This window comes from Marinobacter sp. X15-166B, assembly GCF_001752365.1.
Taxonomy (GTDB): domain Bacteria; phylum Pseudomonadota; class Gammaproteobacteria; order Pseudomonadales; family Oleiphilaceae; genus Marinobacter.
Genome location: NZ_MEIY01000001.1, coordinates 750,231 through 764,986, shown reverse-complemented (window position 1 = coordinate 764,986; position 14,756 = coordinate 750,231). Strand labels below are relative to the sequence as shown.

General features: G+C 57.7%; 13 protein-coding genes, 1 other RNA gene and 1 pseudogene. 9 read left to right on the top strand and 6 right to left on the bottom strand.

Annotated features, from left to right (window positions below):
- Positions 1 to 647: 647 nt before the first annotated feature.
- The 4 genes and pseudogenes from BG841_RS03615 to smpB all read right to left on the bottom strand — a co-directional run bounded on the left by BG841_RS03615 (position 648) and on the right by smpB (position 3,279).
- Complete coding sequence (locus BG841_RS03615; RefSeq protein WP_070056405.1) at positions 648 to 2,072, bottom strand: site-specific integrase; 1,425 nt, start codon at positions 2,070 to 2,072, stop codon at positions 648 to 650.
- A gap of 36 nt (positions 2,073 to 2,108) precedes the next feature.
- Positions 2,109 to 2,282, bottom strand: a pseudogene (locus BG841_RS17685) (DUF6538 domain-containing protein); the annotation flags it as partial.
- A 76-nt stretch (positions 2,283 to 2,358) separates the two neighbouring features.
- Positions 2,359 to 2,724: a transfer-messenger RNA gene (gene ssrA / locus BG841_RS03610) on the bottom strand.
- Between the two features lie 72 nt (positions 2,725 to 2,796).
- Positions 2,797 to 3,279, bottom strand: a complete 483-nt coding sequence (gene smpB, locus BG841_RS03605) for an SsrA-binding protein SmpB (protein ID WP_070056404.1) — start codon at positions 3,277 to 3,279, stop codon at positions 2,797 to 2,799.
- A gap of 149 nt (positions 3,280 to 3,428) precedes the next feature.
- Here smpB and BG841_RS03600 point away from each other — a divergent pair, with 149 nt between their 5' ends.
- The 3 genes from BG841_RS03600 to BG841_RS03590 all read left to right on the top strand — a co-directional run bounded on the left by BG841_RS03600 (position 3,429) and on the right by BG841_RS03590 (position 5,741).
- Positions 3,429 to 4,928, top strand: a complete 1,500-nt coding sequence (locus BG841_RS03600; RefSeq protein ID WP_070056403.1) for a sodium-dependent transporter — start codon at positions 3,429 to 3,431, stop codon at positions 4,926 to 4,928.
- A gap of 85 nt (positions 4,929 to 5,013) precedes the next feature.
- Positions 5,014 to 5,460 (top strand): type II toxin-antitoxin system RatA family toxin, encoded by a 447-nt coding sequence (locus BG841_RS03595; RefSeq protein ID WP_070056402.1) that lies wholly within the window; start codon positions 5,014 to 5,016, stop codon positions 5,458 to 5,460.
- Entirely contained in the window at positions 5,460 to 5,741 is a 282-nt protein-coding gene (locus BG841_RS03590) for an RnfH family protein (protein ID WP_070056401.1), read from the top strand. Before BG841_RS03595 ends, BG841_RS03590 begins: the two co-directional genes overlap by 1 nt.
- A gap of 12 nt (positions 5,742 to 5,753) precedes the next feature.
- On the opposite strand, the gene BG841_RS03585 is transcribed toward BG841_RS03590, so the two are convergent.
- A complete protein-coding gene (locus BG841_RS03585) occupies positions 5,754 to 6,080 on the bottom strand; it encodes an outer membrane protein assembly factor BamE (protein WP_070056400.1) in 327 nt (108 codons plus the stop codon).
- Between the two features lie 120 nt (positions 6,081 to 6,200).
- Between BG841_RS03585 and fur the strand changes: the two genes are divergently transcribed.
- On the top strand, positions 6,201 to 6,638 hold the full coding sequence (gene fur, locus BG841_RS03580) for a ferric iron uptake transcriptional regulator (protein ID WP_070056399.1): 438 nt from the start codon (positions 6,201 to 6,203) through the stop codon (positions 6,636 to 6,638).
- Positions 6,639 to 6,663: 25 nt separating this feature from the next.
- On the opposite strand, the gene recN is transcribed toward fur, so the two are convergent.
- Positions 6,664 to 8,343 (bottom strand): DNA repair protein RecN, encoded by a 1,680-nt coding sequence (gene recN / locus BG841_RS03575; RefSeq protein ID WP_070056398.1) that lies wholly within the window; start codon positions 8,341 to 8,343, stop codon positions 6,664 to 6,666.
- 264 nt (positions 8,344 to 8,607) lie between these two features.
- On the opposite strand from recN, the gene grpE reads away from it, so the two are divergent.
- The 5 genes from grpE to carA all read left to right on the top strand — a co-directional run bounded on the left by grpE (position 8,608) and on the right by carA (position 14,691).
- On the top strand, positions 8,608 to 9,210 hold the full coding sequence (gene grpE, locus BG841_RS03570) for a nucleotide exchange factor GrpE (protein WP_070056397.1): 603 nt from the start codon (positions 8,608 to 8,610) through the stop codon (positions 9,208 to 9,210).
- 93 nt (positions 9,211 to 9,303) lie between these two features.
- Positions 9,304 to 11,220 carry a molecular chaperone DnaK gene (gene dnaK / locus BG841_RS03565; RefSeq protein ID WP_070056396.1) on the top strand — a complete coding sequence of 639 codons (1,917 nt, stop codon included), beginning with the start codon at positions 9,304 to 9,306 and terminating at the stop codon, positions 11,218 to 11,220.
- A gap of 142 nt (positions 11,221 to 11,362) precedes the next feature.
- Positions 11,363 to 12,487 (top strand): molecular chaperone DnaJ, encoded by a 1,125-nt coding sequence (gene dnaJ, locus BG841_RS03560; protein ID WP_070056395.1) that lies wholly within the window; start codon positions 11,363 to 11,365, stop codon positions 12,485 to 12,487.
- A gap of 8 nt (positions 12,488 to 12,495) precedes the next feature.
- Complete coding sequence (gene dapB, locus BG841_RS03555; protein ID WP_228141585.1) at positions 12,496 to 13,299, top strand: 4-hydroxy-tetrahydrodipicolinate reductase; 804 nt, start codon at positions 12,496 to 12,498, stop codon at positions 13,297 to 13,299.
- Positions 13,300 to 13,560: 261 nt separating this feature from the next.
- Entirely contained in the window at positions 13,561 to 14,691 is a 1,131-nt protein-coding gene (gene carA / locus BG841_RS03550) for a glutamine-hydrolyzing carbamoyl-phosphate synthase small subunit (RefSeq protein ID WP_070056394.1), read from the top strand.
- The last annotated feature ends 65 nt before the right edge of the window (positions 14,692 to 14,756 follow it).

The window sequence follows — 14,756 nt, the reverse complement described above, 5'->3', positions numbered from 1 at the left end:
ACACCAGCTAATGGTTGAAGAGTATGAGCGGACGCTTGGGTATCAACCAGTCGTAGCTAAGGCTTAGTAGCTCTACTACCTCTACTACCTCTACTACCTCTACTACCTCTACTACCTCTACTACCTCTGCTCCATAAGAGCATGATAGTTAAAGAGCTGACAGCAGGGGCTTAGTGCTCAGGCCAGAGTTCACCTTATAGTTATGACCTAACGTCAATATGGGAGCACCTAAATTACACTGTTAAAGCAGGTAGTTGCAGGTTGCGTTTTCAGTTTTACTCCCGCCCCAAAGCTATAAGTCGGTTTTGGGGCGGGAGGTCTGAGTGTCACTACCCTATCGTTTTCACGATACTGCAAGGGCAGGCTTTTTCTATCCATCCCCATCTAAACTATTTGTGGTGGGCAGTCGTTTAATCCCCTAGGCCCGTCCATAAAAACAGAGGTATTAGAAGGCTACATGACACTCGGAGTTACGTTCTCGATCGCAGTGAATGCATCTCGTTGTGTCGATTTAAGTGGTCTCCAGCTAGGTTTTCGGAGGCTTTCTTGATTGACTCAAGCTCCCTCGCCAGCGAGAGCTGTATCCTTTAGCCTTTCATCGGGTCATACCGTTGGAGGGCTTTTTCCTGCTTATGGGCCAGCTGGGGCTACTTCAGAGTCTCAGTGTAGTGGGGTTGTTGTTTCAGGTACTGAGCAACTGGGAGTGCCTCAATATGTTTTGCGAGTAGGTCAGGCTTGAGCCTGTCGCCATAACCCCCAAAAGTGACATCCCCTTGCTCATGACCAAGAATCCCTTTTATATGGGAGTCTTGAGCCTCAACGTCTGAGAGCATGTTGCGCATCAGATGCCGGAAAGAATGAAAGTTGACGTCTTTACCGTACTCAAGCCCTGATTTGAACCGACCAAACCATTTAGACGGCTCATGACTCAGCGCCTCAGAACTGTAGGAGGCGAGGGAAGGGAAAAGAAGCCCTGAATTCTGGTTTTCAACAAACTCAAGAAAACCCAAGGGAATTAGCCCAGGGTGCAATGGTGTCATGCGGCGGCTTTGCTTGTTCTTAAGGTGTCTGTGTTCGTTGTTTTCAAAGTTAAGGTACCAAGTGCCGGACTCTGTTTGGGTCACGTCACTCACCAGAAGGCCACACAATTCCCCAAGCCTTGCTCCGGTTACCAGTCCGAGCAGGGGTAGCCAGAAGCTCCACAGAGTATCTGGGTCGACTTTTCTGTTTGAGATAAGGTTGAATATGGAGTTGAGCTCCTCGTTGTTCCAGGCACGCCTGCTGGTTTCGTCAGGCTCAGGCGCGAGGCCCTCGAGGTAGTTTTTGGGGATATAGTCCCACTGTACGGCCCAGCCTGCCAAGATAGCCCACCGAGTGTAGTGTTTGTTTGCGGTGCTACTGCTGATGGTCTGCCATGTCTCTTGGCTCTTGATTTGCTCAAGGCTCAACTGTGAGTTTTTACCTTTCTTGCGGTTTACAGGGTAATCCAAGAGCTCATCTCTTAACTCCACTGCGTCGTGGCGTTTCAGGTCACCTAGAGGGCGGTCATTCAGAAGTTCGATAAGGACATCGTAAGACGTTTTGTAATCTCGCAGAGATTTGTCGGACACCTCCCTTGCTTTATACGCTAGGTACTCATCGACGAGCTCCTTGGTGCTTCGGGTCGTTGGGAGCGGCTCTGGCTGTTGTCGAAGGTGAGGGCGGCTCTCTTTCAAAGACTGCAGGTATTTATCACCTTCAAGGGTGCCAGCAAGCATAAGTCCAAGGTGGTGCTTCTCCGCGTCGACGTCAGCCTCCAGAAGACCTCGTAAAAGGCGGGGGTCATCAGTACCCTCGGGTGGAAGCGAAAGGCGGCTGAGCATTTTTCTTGCGTCGTCGCGCACGTAGTTGTATTGCTGGAGATATAGGCGTTCTCTTGCTTCAATGACCAGCATCCTTTGGATGTCGACCATTTCATCCTTGTCATCCCCATTCATGGGGCCAGGCTCGTATAGTGCTGATTCGTATTCCGCAATTCTAGCTGATAGCCAAGCGTCGATGACGCGCTTTCTTTGTTTATCATCTAGTGACATCAATAGTCTCTGCCATGACCTGTGGTTGAACAGTTGTCCGACCAGTGCGCCGAGGTATTGAGCCTTCTGTCTTGCTTTTTGAGGGTGACTTGTGCGTAACGAGCGTTTCACCTCGTGACCAATAAGTCCGCGCAGATGTTTTGGAACACCTCTTCGGAAGTAAAAGCCAGAAGGTCTTTGGAGCAGGTAGGACGGTGGGGTGTAAATCATCAGTAGGTTAAGCCTCTGTACCAAATGTTTGTACCATCCGGCCTTTCTAGCTGTAACCTACTGATTTGCTTCAATTTGGTGGAGACGGCGGGGATCGAACCCGCGTCCGCCAGCACTCTGCCTCGAGATCTACATGCTTAGCATCCTTCTATTGATTTAATCTCGAACGACCCGAAGGTCAGGGTGTAAGAGACGAGTTCTTTAAATCTTAGCCGTCAGCCAGTGAACTCTGGGTAACGGAGCATCCCGTAAGCGATGACGTCCTGAGATGTTGCTCTGAGCTACGGGCGACCCAGTCAGGACGACTAGCGGCCCTTAGGCTGCTAGTGCGTAGTTTTCGTCGTTTGCGACTATTAATATGCAGCTTTGGATTTACGAGATTGGCTGCCATCTCGACATGCACCCAAGGGTTTGCAACCAGCGTCGAAGCCATGTCGTCCCCTTGTGTTAACAGTATATGCGGCCGCCGGCGGTAATTACAAGGGCAGGCGCAGTTTACTCACGGTGTACAGCCTCAGATGGCGTTGTTTTCCCGCAGAATTCGCTGTTTCTGGCGATCCCAGTCGCGGTCTTTTTCAGTGGCCCGCTTGTCGTACAGTTTTTTACCTTTTACCAGTGCGATTTCACACTTCACCCGGTTGCCTTTCCAGTAGAGTGCCATGGGCACGCAGGTCTGGCCGGACTTGCTGGTTTCGCCGATCAGTCTGGCCAGCTCCCGGGCGTGCAACAGCAGTTTGCGGGTGCGGGTGGGGTCGGCAATCACATGGGTGGACGCTTCCGTGAGCGGCTGAATGTGGGAACCCAACAGAAAGGCTTCGCCGTCTTTCAGCAACACGTAGGCGTCGGTGATCTGGCCTTTGCCAGCCCGCAGCGATTTGACTTCCCAGCCAAGCAGCACCATGCCCGCTTCGAAGCGTTCCTCGATGTGGTATTCGTGTTTCGCTTTTCGGTTGAGAGCGATGGTGCTGCTTTTGGTGCCTGGTTTTTTCTTGCTCATGTATATCGGATCCGGAATTTCATGCGAATGCGCGGATTGTAGCGCAGGAGTGCCAGAGCGGTCACGGAATCAGCGGTTTAACCCGTCAGTATGCCCTGTTTGGGCGGCGATCCGCTACAATAACGGCTCAGTGTCGAGCAGAGTGCGGGATGTCTACACCTTACACAACGTCAATCGGTTCCTGGGTCGGGCGGTCCACCTTTTTTTGGGCAGCCACCGGCGCAACGGTCGGGCTGGGGAATTTATGGCAGTTCCCCTATCTGGCGAGCCAGCACGGAGGCGGGCTGTTCATTGTCCTGTATCTGGCTTGCCTGTTGCTGATCACCCTGCCACTGGCGCTCACCGAAGCGGCGCTGGGGCGCAGGGCCCGCCATGGCATTGTGCTGACTCTGGACCGATACGTGCGCTTGGGCGGGCTGACCAGAAACTGGGTGTGGGTCGGCCGCCTCAGTCTGGTTGCCGGTTTTCTGGTGTTGTCCTTTACCCTGGTGATCGGCGCGCTCTGCTTGGCTTACGTATTCTACGGTGCCTTGGGGCGGTTGTCAGGGGTCACTCCGGGGGAGGCGTCCGCGGTGTTGGCCGGTCTGGTGTCGGAGGCGGGGGACCATCGTCAGTTGATGGGCTGGCACGGGGTGTTCCTGTTTTTGGTGGTGGCGGTGTCGCTGCAGGGGGTCAGCCAGGGGCTGGAGCGTTCCCTGCGGATTGTGGTCCCGATGTTTTTGTTATTGTTGCTGGGGATGCTGGGCTACGCCGGTCTGCACGGCAATCTGCCACTGGCTATCGACGCCGTCTTGGTGTTCGACCGGGCCGGGCTGAGCTGGGTGAGTCTGCAATACGCGTTGTTCCATGCCTTTTATACCCTGGGTCTGGGGGTGGGGGTGTGGGTTCTGTTCGGAGCCTACACCCCTGACCGGGTGCAATTGAAGCTGTCGGTGTTTGCGGTGGCCCTGATGGATACGCTGGTGGCGGTGGTGGCCGGGGTGATGGTTTATGCGCTGGTATTAAGCCATACCCCGGACGTCGGGTTGCAGGGGTTCGGCCTGCTGTTCCTGGCGTTGCCTTTGAGTCTGACGGAGGTGGCCGCCAGTCAGGTGGTGATTGCGCTGCTGTTCCTGATGGTGGTGCTCATTGCCTGGAGCACCGCGATTGCCCTGCTGGAGCCTCTGGTGGGTTGGTTGCAGGAATGGCTTGGGGTGCCCCGCAAAGGCGCGGTGCTGCTCATCGCCCTGCTTGTCTGGTTCGTCGGCCTGGGCACGGTGTTCTCATTCAATGTCTGGTCCGAGGTGCGCTTTGCCGGGGGCACTGTGTATCGCTGGCTGGAGCTGCTCGCCAGTGGTGTGCTGGTGCCGTTGGTGAGTGTGTTGCTGGCGGTCATGACCGTGTGGCGCCTGCAGCGCCCGGTCACCGCGCGGCTGGCCGGTGCGCTACCCATGCTCGTTGGTCGGGTATGGTTCTGGGTGATGCGTCTGGTGCTGCCGCTGGTGGTGGCGTATATCGGTATTCACTACAGTGTGGTGTCGATCAAATCGGTGTGTGCGGGCGATGACGGCTGGCAACTGTGTGCTACCAACCCCCGTGCGCTCGCCCAAGTCGCCGCCGGGGACGCTGACACCGGCGGTCACGAGCTGCCGGCAGCGGTGCCGGACTAGGGTCCTGTCTGGTTAATTCGCAATGACTTGATTTATCATGGCCCAGGATGGTTACACTTTTACCGGTTCAGGAAACTTCACATTAATGCCCAAACACATAGACAAGACCGCGCTGGTCATGCATTCCGCCGAGCGCATGTTTCACCTGGTGAACGATATCGCCCGTTATCCCGAGTTCCTGCCCTGGTGCGCCGGTGCGGAGGTGCACGAGGAGTCCGTACAGCACATTATGGCGTCCCTCGACGTGGCCAAAGGCGGTATCCGCCACCGGTTAACCACGCGCAATCAGCTGGACCACCCGCAAGCCATCCATATGACCCTGGTGGACGGTCCGTTTCGCAACCTGACCGGTCGCTGGAATTTCCAGTCGCTGGCAGGCAATGCCTGCAAGGTGACCTTGCGTCTGGAATTTGAGTTTTCGGGGTCGTTGTCGCGGATGACCTTTGGCAGCGTGGTGAATCAGGCGGCAACAGCCATGGTAGACGCTTTTTGCCGGCGCGCGGATGAGCTGTATTGCGAGGCGCGGGCGTGATGGAAGTGGAGGTCGCGTACGCGACGCCGGAGCGTCAGATCATCATTCCCGTGAAGGTTGCTGCCAAAGCAACCGTCTACGACGCCGCAGTGCAATCGGGTATTGCGGTCGAATTTCCCGAAATCGATCTCGAGACGGTGAGCATGGGGGTGTTCGGCAAGGTGGTGAAAAACCCCAAAAATCACCCGCTGCGCGAGGGCGACCGGGTTGAGCTGTATCGGCCGTTGACGATTGACCCCAAGCAAGCCCGGCTGAACCGGGCCCGAAAAGCGGCCGGCTGAGGCTAAGCTGGTTCAGTAGGCGGGGGTTTCCGGCAGCAGGTCTGCTTCGTGGCGGAGGTATTGCTCACCGTCGAAAAAGAGCACCACCCGTTGCTTGTGGATATCGCCGCCCTGACGCTGAAGGGTGTAAACATAATACTCTTCGTCGGGGTCCACCGGGTTGAGCATGGCCGGCGAGCCCAGGATAGCGTGCACCTGGGAGCGGGTCATGCCCGGAGTCAGTTGTGCAAGGTCTTCTTTCGGCAGGATGTTGCCTTGCTGGACGTTGATTTTATAGACCCCGGGAAAGCTACAACCAGCAAGGGCGAGAAGGAATGCGAGTGCCATGAGCTTTTGCATCGTCGGGGAAAATCCTCTATCTTGAAATGCCGGTCAGGCGTCAGTTCTGACCCGGGCGAAACGTAGGTACACGGTTTATGATACCGGAAGCCGATGGTACACCAAAGAGTGAATAGCAACATGTCACCTGAAAATGCCGAATTGCGCAAAGTTGGTTTGAAGGTCACTCTGCCGCGAGTAAAGATTTTCAATATCCTGCAGAGCGCGAAAGAGGACCATTTGAGTGCTGCCGAGCATCACTTGAGTGCGGAGGATGTTTACAAGCAACTGCTGGAACAGGGTGATGACGTCGGTCTTGCAACGGTTTACCGGGTATTAACCCAGTTTGAGACTGCAGGGCTGGTGGTGCGTCATAACTTTGAGGGCGGCCATGCCGTGTTCGAAATGGCAACCGATCACCACGATCACATGGTTTGCACGCAAACAGGGCAGGTCGTTGAATTCCTCGATCCCGTGATCGAGGAGCGCCAGAAAAAAATCGCGGCTGAACACGGCTTTGAAATTGTCGAGCACAGCCTGATCTTGTATGTGAAGCCGATAAAAAAAGACGATAAATAACCGCTTCCGGGTTCAGGCAGCGGCATCAGTGATGCGTTGCCTGGCCTTTGCTGAACATTTCTGCAGCATGAGCAATGGTTTGCTCGGTCATATCCACCCCGCCCAGCATACGGGCCACTTCCGTGATTCTCCCCTCGCTGTCCAGCGCTTCGATTTTCGAGAAAGTTGACTGTTCGTCGGTAAATTTGCTGACAAACAGGTGCTGATGGCATTGCGCAGCGACTTGGGGCAAGTGGGTTACACAGATCACCTGACCATTTTCGCCCAGCGACCTCAGTAGACGCCCCACCACTTCCGCCGTTCCGCCGCCAATGCCCACATCCACTTCGTCAAACACCAGGGTGGGGGTGGTCGAGGTTTGCGCGGCGACTACCTGAATCGCCAGACTGATGCGCGACAACTCACCGCCCGACGCCACTTTGGACAGCGGACGGGCGGGCTGGCCCGGGTTGGCACTGACCAGAAACTCCAGCTCTTCCAGGCCGTGGGGGCCGGGTTCGCCGTCGCTGCGGGTGTGGATGTGGGTAACGAACTGCACCGCCGGCATGCTCAGCTGCGTCAGTTCGGCGGCGATCCGCTGGTCCAGTTTGCGGGCCGCTCCGGCGCGCACGCCGGAAAGCTTGTGTGCCAGGGTGTCGTAGTGTTCACGGTGCCGGGCCAGTTCGGCTTCGAGCTGTTCGATGCTGCCTTCGCCATTTTCCAGGGCAGCCAGTTCTTCGCGCAGGCTCTGATGCAATGCGGGCAGCTCTTCCGGTGGGATGCGGTGTTTTCGGGCCAGTTGGTAGATCTGGCTGAGCCGCGCTTCCACTTCCGCCAGTCGCGCCGGATCCGCTTCATAGTCTTCCACAAAGTGGCGCAGGGTGTTGCCCGCTTCGTTGATCTGAATCTCGGCCTCGCTGAGCATCTGCCGGGCATCGGCCAGCGCGGCGACCCCGCTGGGCAATTGTTCCAGCTGGTTGATGGCCTGTCGGATCAGGCTGGCGGCGTTCAGGTCATCCTCGGTGCACAGCAGGGCGGCTTGCTGGCTGCACTGCAGCATCACGTCCGCCTGGCTGAGTTGCTGCTGCTCGTGCTCCAGCTGCTGTTGTTCCCCGGCGCTCAACCCCAACCGGTCAAGTTCTTCGAACTGATACCGCAACAGTTGCACCCGCGCCTCGCTCTCTTCGGCGTTCTGCCGGCGTTCTGCCAGCAGGTTGCGGGTGCGGTGCCAGGACTGCCAGGCCTGATGGGTGTCGTGGGCCAGCGCGGTGGCGCCGGCAAACTCGTCGACCAGTTTGCGGTGGGTGTCTTTACGCAGCAAGGACTGGTGCTGGTGCTGGCTGTGAATGTCCATCAGCATACCGCCCAGTACCTTCAGGTGATTCAGTGGGCAGGGCTGGCCGTTGATGTACGCCCGGGAGCGGCCGTCACGGCTGATGGAGCGGCGCAGGATACAGTCGTCGCCGTCGTCCAGTTGGTGGTGCTTCAGCCAGCTGGCGGCATCGTCAATGCGGGAAATGTCGAAGCTGGCGGTAATGTCTGCCCGTTTGGCACCGTGCCTGACGGCGCCGGCGTCCGCACGGCCACCCAGGGCGAGCCCCAGCGCGTCCAGCACGATCGACTTGCCGGCACCGGTTTCGCCGGTCAGTGCGGTCATGCCGCCCCGAAAATGCAGTTCCACGCGTTCAGCGATGGCGTAATTGGTGACGGTCAGTTGGGTGAGCATGCACTTCTCCTTTTGCGTAACCTTGCAGTGCCTGCCTGAGTCGACACTGCGCCGGACAATGCGTACTGGCAATACATACAGTACTTGTAAATGTATACAGGTGTTTTTTGGTTTGCAATATGCAAATTGCCGTTTTGGGCGGTTGAAACCCGTCAGACGCGTCCCCATATCGGTTCGCAAACCAGTTAACTCGGGGGATGTCCGCCGGGAACTTTATGCACCGGCCTTGATGGCAGGCCATCCACAACCAATCAGGAGTCGCTCATGAGCACTGATGAAAACCGCAATGACCAATTGGAAGATGATTTGCAGGGTACGGCGGAAGAGTCGGTTTCCGGGGTAGAGGAGCAACCCGAGGCAGCTTCCGGACCGGAAAACGAAGCAGACGCGCTGCGTGATCAGGTACAGGATCTGAATGACCAGATGCTGCGCCTGCAGGCGGAAATGCAAAACGTGCGCCGCCGGGCCGAAATGGACGTGGAAAAAGCCCGCAAGTTTGGCCTGGAACGGATGGTCAAAGAGTTGTTGCCGGTAGCCGACAGTCTCGAAAAAGCTGTGGAAAGCACGGCCGGCGACGCCGAGGGTGATGCGCTGGTGGTGTCCATGCGTGAAGGAATCGAGATGACCCTCGCATTGTATCTGGGCAGCCTGAAAAAATTTGGCGTGGAACAGTTGAACCCGCTGGGTGAGCCGTTTGACCCCCAGCTTCACGAGGCCATGTCGATGGTGCCTGCGCCCGAGGCTGAGCCCAACAGTGTGGTGGCCGTGGTGCAGAAGGGGTATACGCTGAATGACCGCCTGGTTCGGCCGGCCATGGTGGTGGTGGCCAAGGCAGAGGATGCACCAAAAATTGATGAGCAGGCTTGAAAAATTCAAAAAAGCGCCAATATAAGCAGTAATTGCCAGTAGCGCCTGCTGTAACAGCTTGAACCGGATTGAAAAACGAATTGGAGCGAATCTATGAGCAAAATAATTGGTATTGACCTGGGAACCACCAACTCTTGTGTGGCCATCATGGATGGCGGCAAGGTTCGGGTCATCGAGAACGCTGAAGGCGATCGTACCACGCCTTCCATCATCGCCTATACCGATGATAACGAAATCCTGGTGGGCCAGTCGGCCAAACGCCAGGCGGTGACCAACCCGCAAAACACCATTTACGCGATCAAGCGTCTGATTGGCCGCCGTTACGAAGACGACGTGGTACAGAAAGACATCAAGATGGTGCCTTACACCATCACCAAGGCGGATAACGGCGACGCCTGGGTAGACGTTAAAGGCCAGAAAATGGCACCGCCACAGGTGTCCGCTGAAATCCTGCAGAAAATGAAGAAGACGGCGGAAGACTACCTGGGAGAGACGGTTACCGAAGCTGTTATCACGGTACCCGCATACTTCAACGACAGTCAGCGTCAGGCCACCAAAGACGCCGGCCGCATTGCCGGACTGGACGTCAAGCGGATCATCAACGAGCCGACCGCGGCTGCGCTGGCCTACGGTCTTGACAAACAAACCGGTGACCGCACGGTAGCCGTGTACGACCTGGGTGGCGGTACCTTCGACCTGTCGATCATTGAAATTGCCGACGTCGACGGCGAGCACCAGTTTGAAGTCTTGTCCACCAACGGTGATACCTTCCTGGGTGGTGAAGACTTCGATATGAAAATCATCGAATTCCTGGCCGACCAGTTCAAGAAGGACAGCGGTATTGATCTGCGCGGCGACTCGCTGGCCATGCAGCGCCTGAAAGAAGCGGGCGAAAAGGCCAAGATCGAGCTGTCCAGCAGTCAGCAGACTGACGTCAACCTGCCGTACATCACTGCCGATGCCAGCGGGCCCAAGCACATGAACGTCAAGCTGACCCGCGCCAAGCTGGAGTCGTTGGTGGAAGATCTGGTTGATCGCAGTCTGGAGCCGTGCAAGATCGCGCTGAAAGACGCCGGTCTGAGCAACAGTGACATCGACGAGGTCATCCTGGTCGGTGGACAGACACGGATGCCGCTGGTGCAGGAGAAAGTGAAAAACTTCTTCGGCAAGGAAGCGCGCCGGGACGTGAACCCGGACGAAGCGGTGGCCATGGGTGCCGCTATCCAGGCTGCGGTTCTGTCCGGTGACGTCAAAGACGTGCTGCTGCTCGACGTCACGCCGCTGACTCTGGGTATTGAAACCATGGGTGGCGTGGCTACGCCGCTGATTGAAAAGAACACCACCATTCCGACCAAGAAGTCGCAGATTTTCTCGACCGCGGATGACAACCAGACGGCAGTTACCATCCACGTTGTTCAGGGTGAGCGTAAGCAGGCCAGTCAGAACAAGTCGCTGGGCCGCTTTGATCTGGCCGACATTCCGCCGGCGCCGCGCGGCCTGCCGCAAATCGAAGTCACCTTCGATATCGACGCCAACGGTATTCTGAACGTGTCGGCGCAGGACAAGGCGACCGGAAAAGAGCAGTCTATCGTGATCAAGGCCTCGTCTGGACTGAGCGAAGAAGAAATCGATAAAATGGTTTCTGACGCCGAAGCGAATGCCGAGGAAGACCGCAAGTTCGAAGAGCTGGTTCAGGCCCGTAACGCCGGTGATGCCATGGTACACACCGTGCGCAAGACCCTGAGTGAGGCCGGTGACAAGGTCAGCGACAGCGAGAAAGAGAGCATCGAGGCGGCCGTCAAGGATCTCGAAGAAGCCCTCGCCGGTTCTGACAAGGACGACATCGAAGCCAAGACCCAGAAGCTGACCGAAGTGTCCTCGGCCATGGCTGAGAAAATGTACGCCGATCAGGCCGCTCAGGCCGGTGGTCAGGACGCGTCTGCCGAACAGGCGAGTGACGACGCGGTTGACGCCGAGTTTGAAGAAGTCAAAGACGACGACAAGCGGTAATGCCGGTATGAGTGACGTCTGAGAAAAACGCGGGGATTCGTCTCCGCGTTTTTCCTCGTTGAAAGCGTCACAAGTCGTCAAACCTATACTTTTGCAGACACAGGCCTTCCGCAGAGAGAAGGCGTAAACAGGATTTATAAGCATGGCCAAGCGCGATTATTACGAAATTCTCGGTGTTTCCCGGGATGCCGACGAGAAGGAAGTTAAGCGGGCGTACCGCAGGCTTGCCATGAGGTATCACCCGGATCGTAATTCGGACGATGCCGACGCGGAAGATAAGTTCAAGGAAGCCACCGAGGCTTACGACGTTCTGGTCGATGCGCAAAAGCGGGCCGCCTATGATCAGTTCGGTCATGCCGGGGTGGATGGCCAGGCCGGCGGATTCGGCGGTGGCGGTGGCAGTTTTTCGGACATATTCGGCGATGTTTTCGGCGATATTTTCGGGGGCGGTGGTGGCCGCGGGCGCAACACCCGGGGTGCCGATCTCCGTTATACCCTGGAGCTGGAACTTGAAGAGGCCGTGCGCGGTAAGACCGTGAAAATCCGGGTGCCCGGGCACGTCGAGTGCGAACCCTGTGATGGCACCGGGGCCGAAAAGGGCAGCAAGCCTGAAACCTGCACCACCTGTAACGGTATGGGTCAGGTGCGCATGCAGCAGGGGTTCTTTACCGTGCAGCAAGCCTGCCCGGGCTGTCGCGGCGCCGGCACCATCATCAAGAATCCGTGCAAGGTATGCCGGGGAGCCGGACGGGTACAGGAAGAGAAGACCCTGTCGGTCAAGGTGCCGCCCGGTGTGGATACCGGCGACCGCATCCGATTGTCCGGTGAGGGTGAGGCCGGTGTGGATGGTGGTCCGGCCGGTGATCTGTACGTCCAGATCGCGGTGCGCGAGCACGCCTTGTTTACCCGTGATGGCAGCAACCTGTATTGTGAAGTGCCCATCAGCATCGTCGACGCGGCCCTGGGAGGTGAACTGGAAGTGCCCACCCTGGATGGCCGGGTCAAGCTGAAGATCCCCGCAGAAACCCAGACCGGCAAACTGTTCCGGTTGCGCGGCAAAGGGGTGAGTCCGGTGCGCGGCGGACCGGCGGGTGATCTGCTGTGTCGGGTGATCGTCGAAACCCCGGTCAGTCTGACCAAGCAGCAAAAAGAATTGCTCGCCGAGTTCCAGACAACCCTGGACGGCTCCAGCGGGAATCAGCACGCCCCCAAGAAGACTTCGTGGTTTGAAGGGGTAAAGAACTTTTTTGATGAAATGAAACTCTAAGGACCAATATGATCAGGGTGGCGATTACGGGTGCGGCGGGCCGCATGGGCAAGGCGCTTATTGAGGCCGTCAATGAGGCGGATGGGATGCAGTTGAGTGCTGCAATCGTCAATCCGGAAAGCTCCCTGATTGGTGCGGATGCGGGCGAGGTGGCCGGTATCGGTAAATCCGGGGTGCCGTTGGTGGGCGCGCTGGCAGACGCCGGGGAGCACTTCGATGTGTTGATCGATTTTACCTTCCCGGATCTGACGCTGGAAAACCTGGCCTTTTGCCGGCAGCACGGCAAGTCCATGGTCATCGGCACCACCGGTCTGACCGAGGCGGAAAAAATGCAGCTGGAAGCTGACGCCGCGCACGTACCGGTGGTGTTCGCGCCGAACATGAGCGTTGGGGTGAATGTGGTGCTCAATCTGTTGCGCACCGCGGCCCAAACCTTGGGTGATGATTACGATGTGGAAATCATCGAGGCGCACCACCGGTACAAAAAGGATGCCCCGTCCGGGACCGCGTTGCGCATGGGCGAAGAGGTGGCCGACGCGCTCGGCCGCGACCTGCAGGCCTGTGCGGTGTATGGCCGGGAGGGGTTTACCGGAGAGCGTACGCGCACCGAGATCGGGTTCGAAACCATCCGGGCCGGTGACGTGGTGGGCGACCACACCGTGCTGTTTGCGGGCATCGGCGAGCGGGTTGAGATCACCCATAAGGCCAGCAGTCGCATGACTTTCGCGAAGGGGGCGGTGCGCGCAGCCAAGTGGTTGACCGGCAAGCCGGCGGGCCTGTATGACATGCAGGATGTGCTGTCGCTGAAGTAGGCGGGTGCGATTGCCATGGACAGCGCAGGCCTGATTTTTTACAATAAGGCGTTTTAACTGCACCAAGCGTAGCTTTGATATGCTGGCAACGAAAAAGCGGGACGGGGCAAACAGCTCCCTCTCGCTTTTTTGCGACCTGAATTTGCGCTTGCGTTCCTGTTCGTGACGTTGGGGGTTGCTCTGCTTCAGTGACAGAGCAGCCTCGATTCGGAGCTGACCATACGCCACCCGATGAGGATACAAGCCTTGAGTACACTTGCCTTGAGTAGCCCAGCCATCCTTGCGCTCGCAGACGGAAGTCTGTTCTACGGCACTTCCATTGGCGCTGAAACAGCAGCCAGCGGTGAGGTTGTTTTTAATACGGCCATGACCGGGTACCAGGAAATGCTGACCGACCCGTCTTATGCCCGCCAGATCGTAACGCTGACCTATCCTCATATAGGCAACACCGGTGTCAATGACGAAGACACCGAGTCGGACCGCGTCCAGGCGGCTGGCCTGATCATTCGTGACTTGCCGCTGATGGCCAGTAACTTCCGCAGTACCGGCACCCTGGACGCCTACCTGCGGGACAACAACGTTGTTGGCATCGCCGGCATCGATACCCGCCGCCTGACCCGCATTCTGCGTGATAAAGGCGCCCAGAGTGGCGCCATCGTCGCCGGCCCCGACGCCACCGCCGAGCAGGCGTTGAAGCTGGCCCAGGCGTTCCCCGGTCTGGAGGGGATGGATCTGGCCAAAGAAGTCAGCTGCCAGGAAATTCACCCCTGGAAGCAGACCGAATGGGCGCTGGGGCAGGGGTACGGTGAGCAACACGAGGCCCGCTTCAAAGTGGTGGCCTGGGATTACGGCGTCAAGTTCAACATTCTGAGAATGCTGGCCTCCCGTGGGTGCGACATTACCGTGGTTCCGGCGCAGACCCCCGCTGCCGAGGTGCTGGCGATGCAGCCCGACGGGATCTTCCTGTCCAATGGCCCCGGCGACCCGCAAGCGTGCGATTACGCCATCGAGGCGGTGCGCGAGGTGATGGGCGCCGGTGTACCGGTGTTCGGCATTTGTCTGGGGTACCAGCTGATGGCTCTGGCCAGCGGTGCGCAGACCGTGAAGATGACCACCGGTCATCACGGTGCCAACCACCCGGTGCAGAATCTGAGCACCGGCACGGTCATGATCACCAGCCAGAATCACGGTTTCGCGGTGGACGAGACCAGCTTGCCGGACAACCTGCAGCCGACGTATAAGTCCTTGTTTGACAATACTTTGCAGGGTATACGCCGGACGGATACGCCGGCCTTCGGGTTTCAGGGCCATCCGGAAGCAAGCCCCGGTCCGGGCGACGTCGCGACCCTGTTCGACGAATTTATCCAGATGATGGAAGTGCACCAGGGCTGAGCCGAAATCACCGGCCATCAAGTACAGCGTTTCGCGCTGCATGAAATTTATTGTTGCTGACGGGT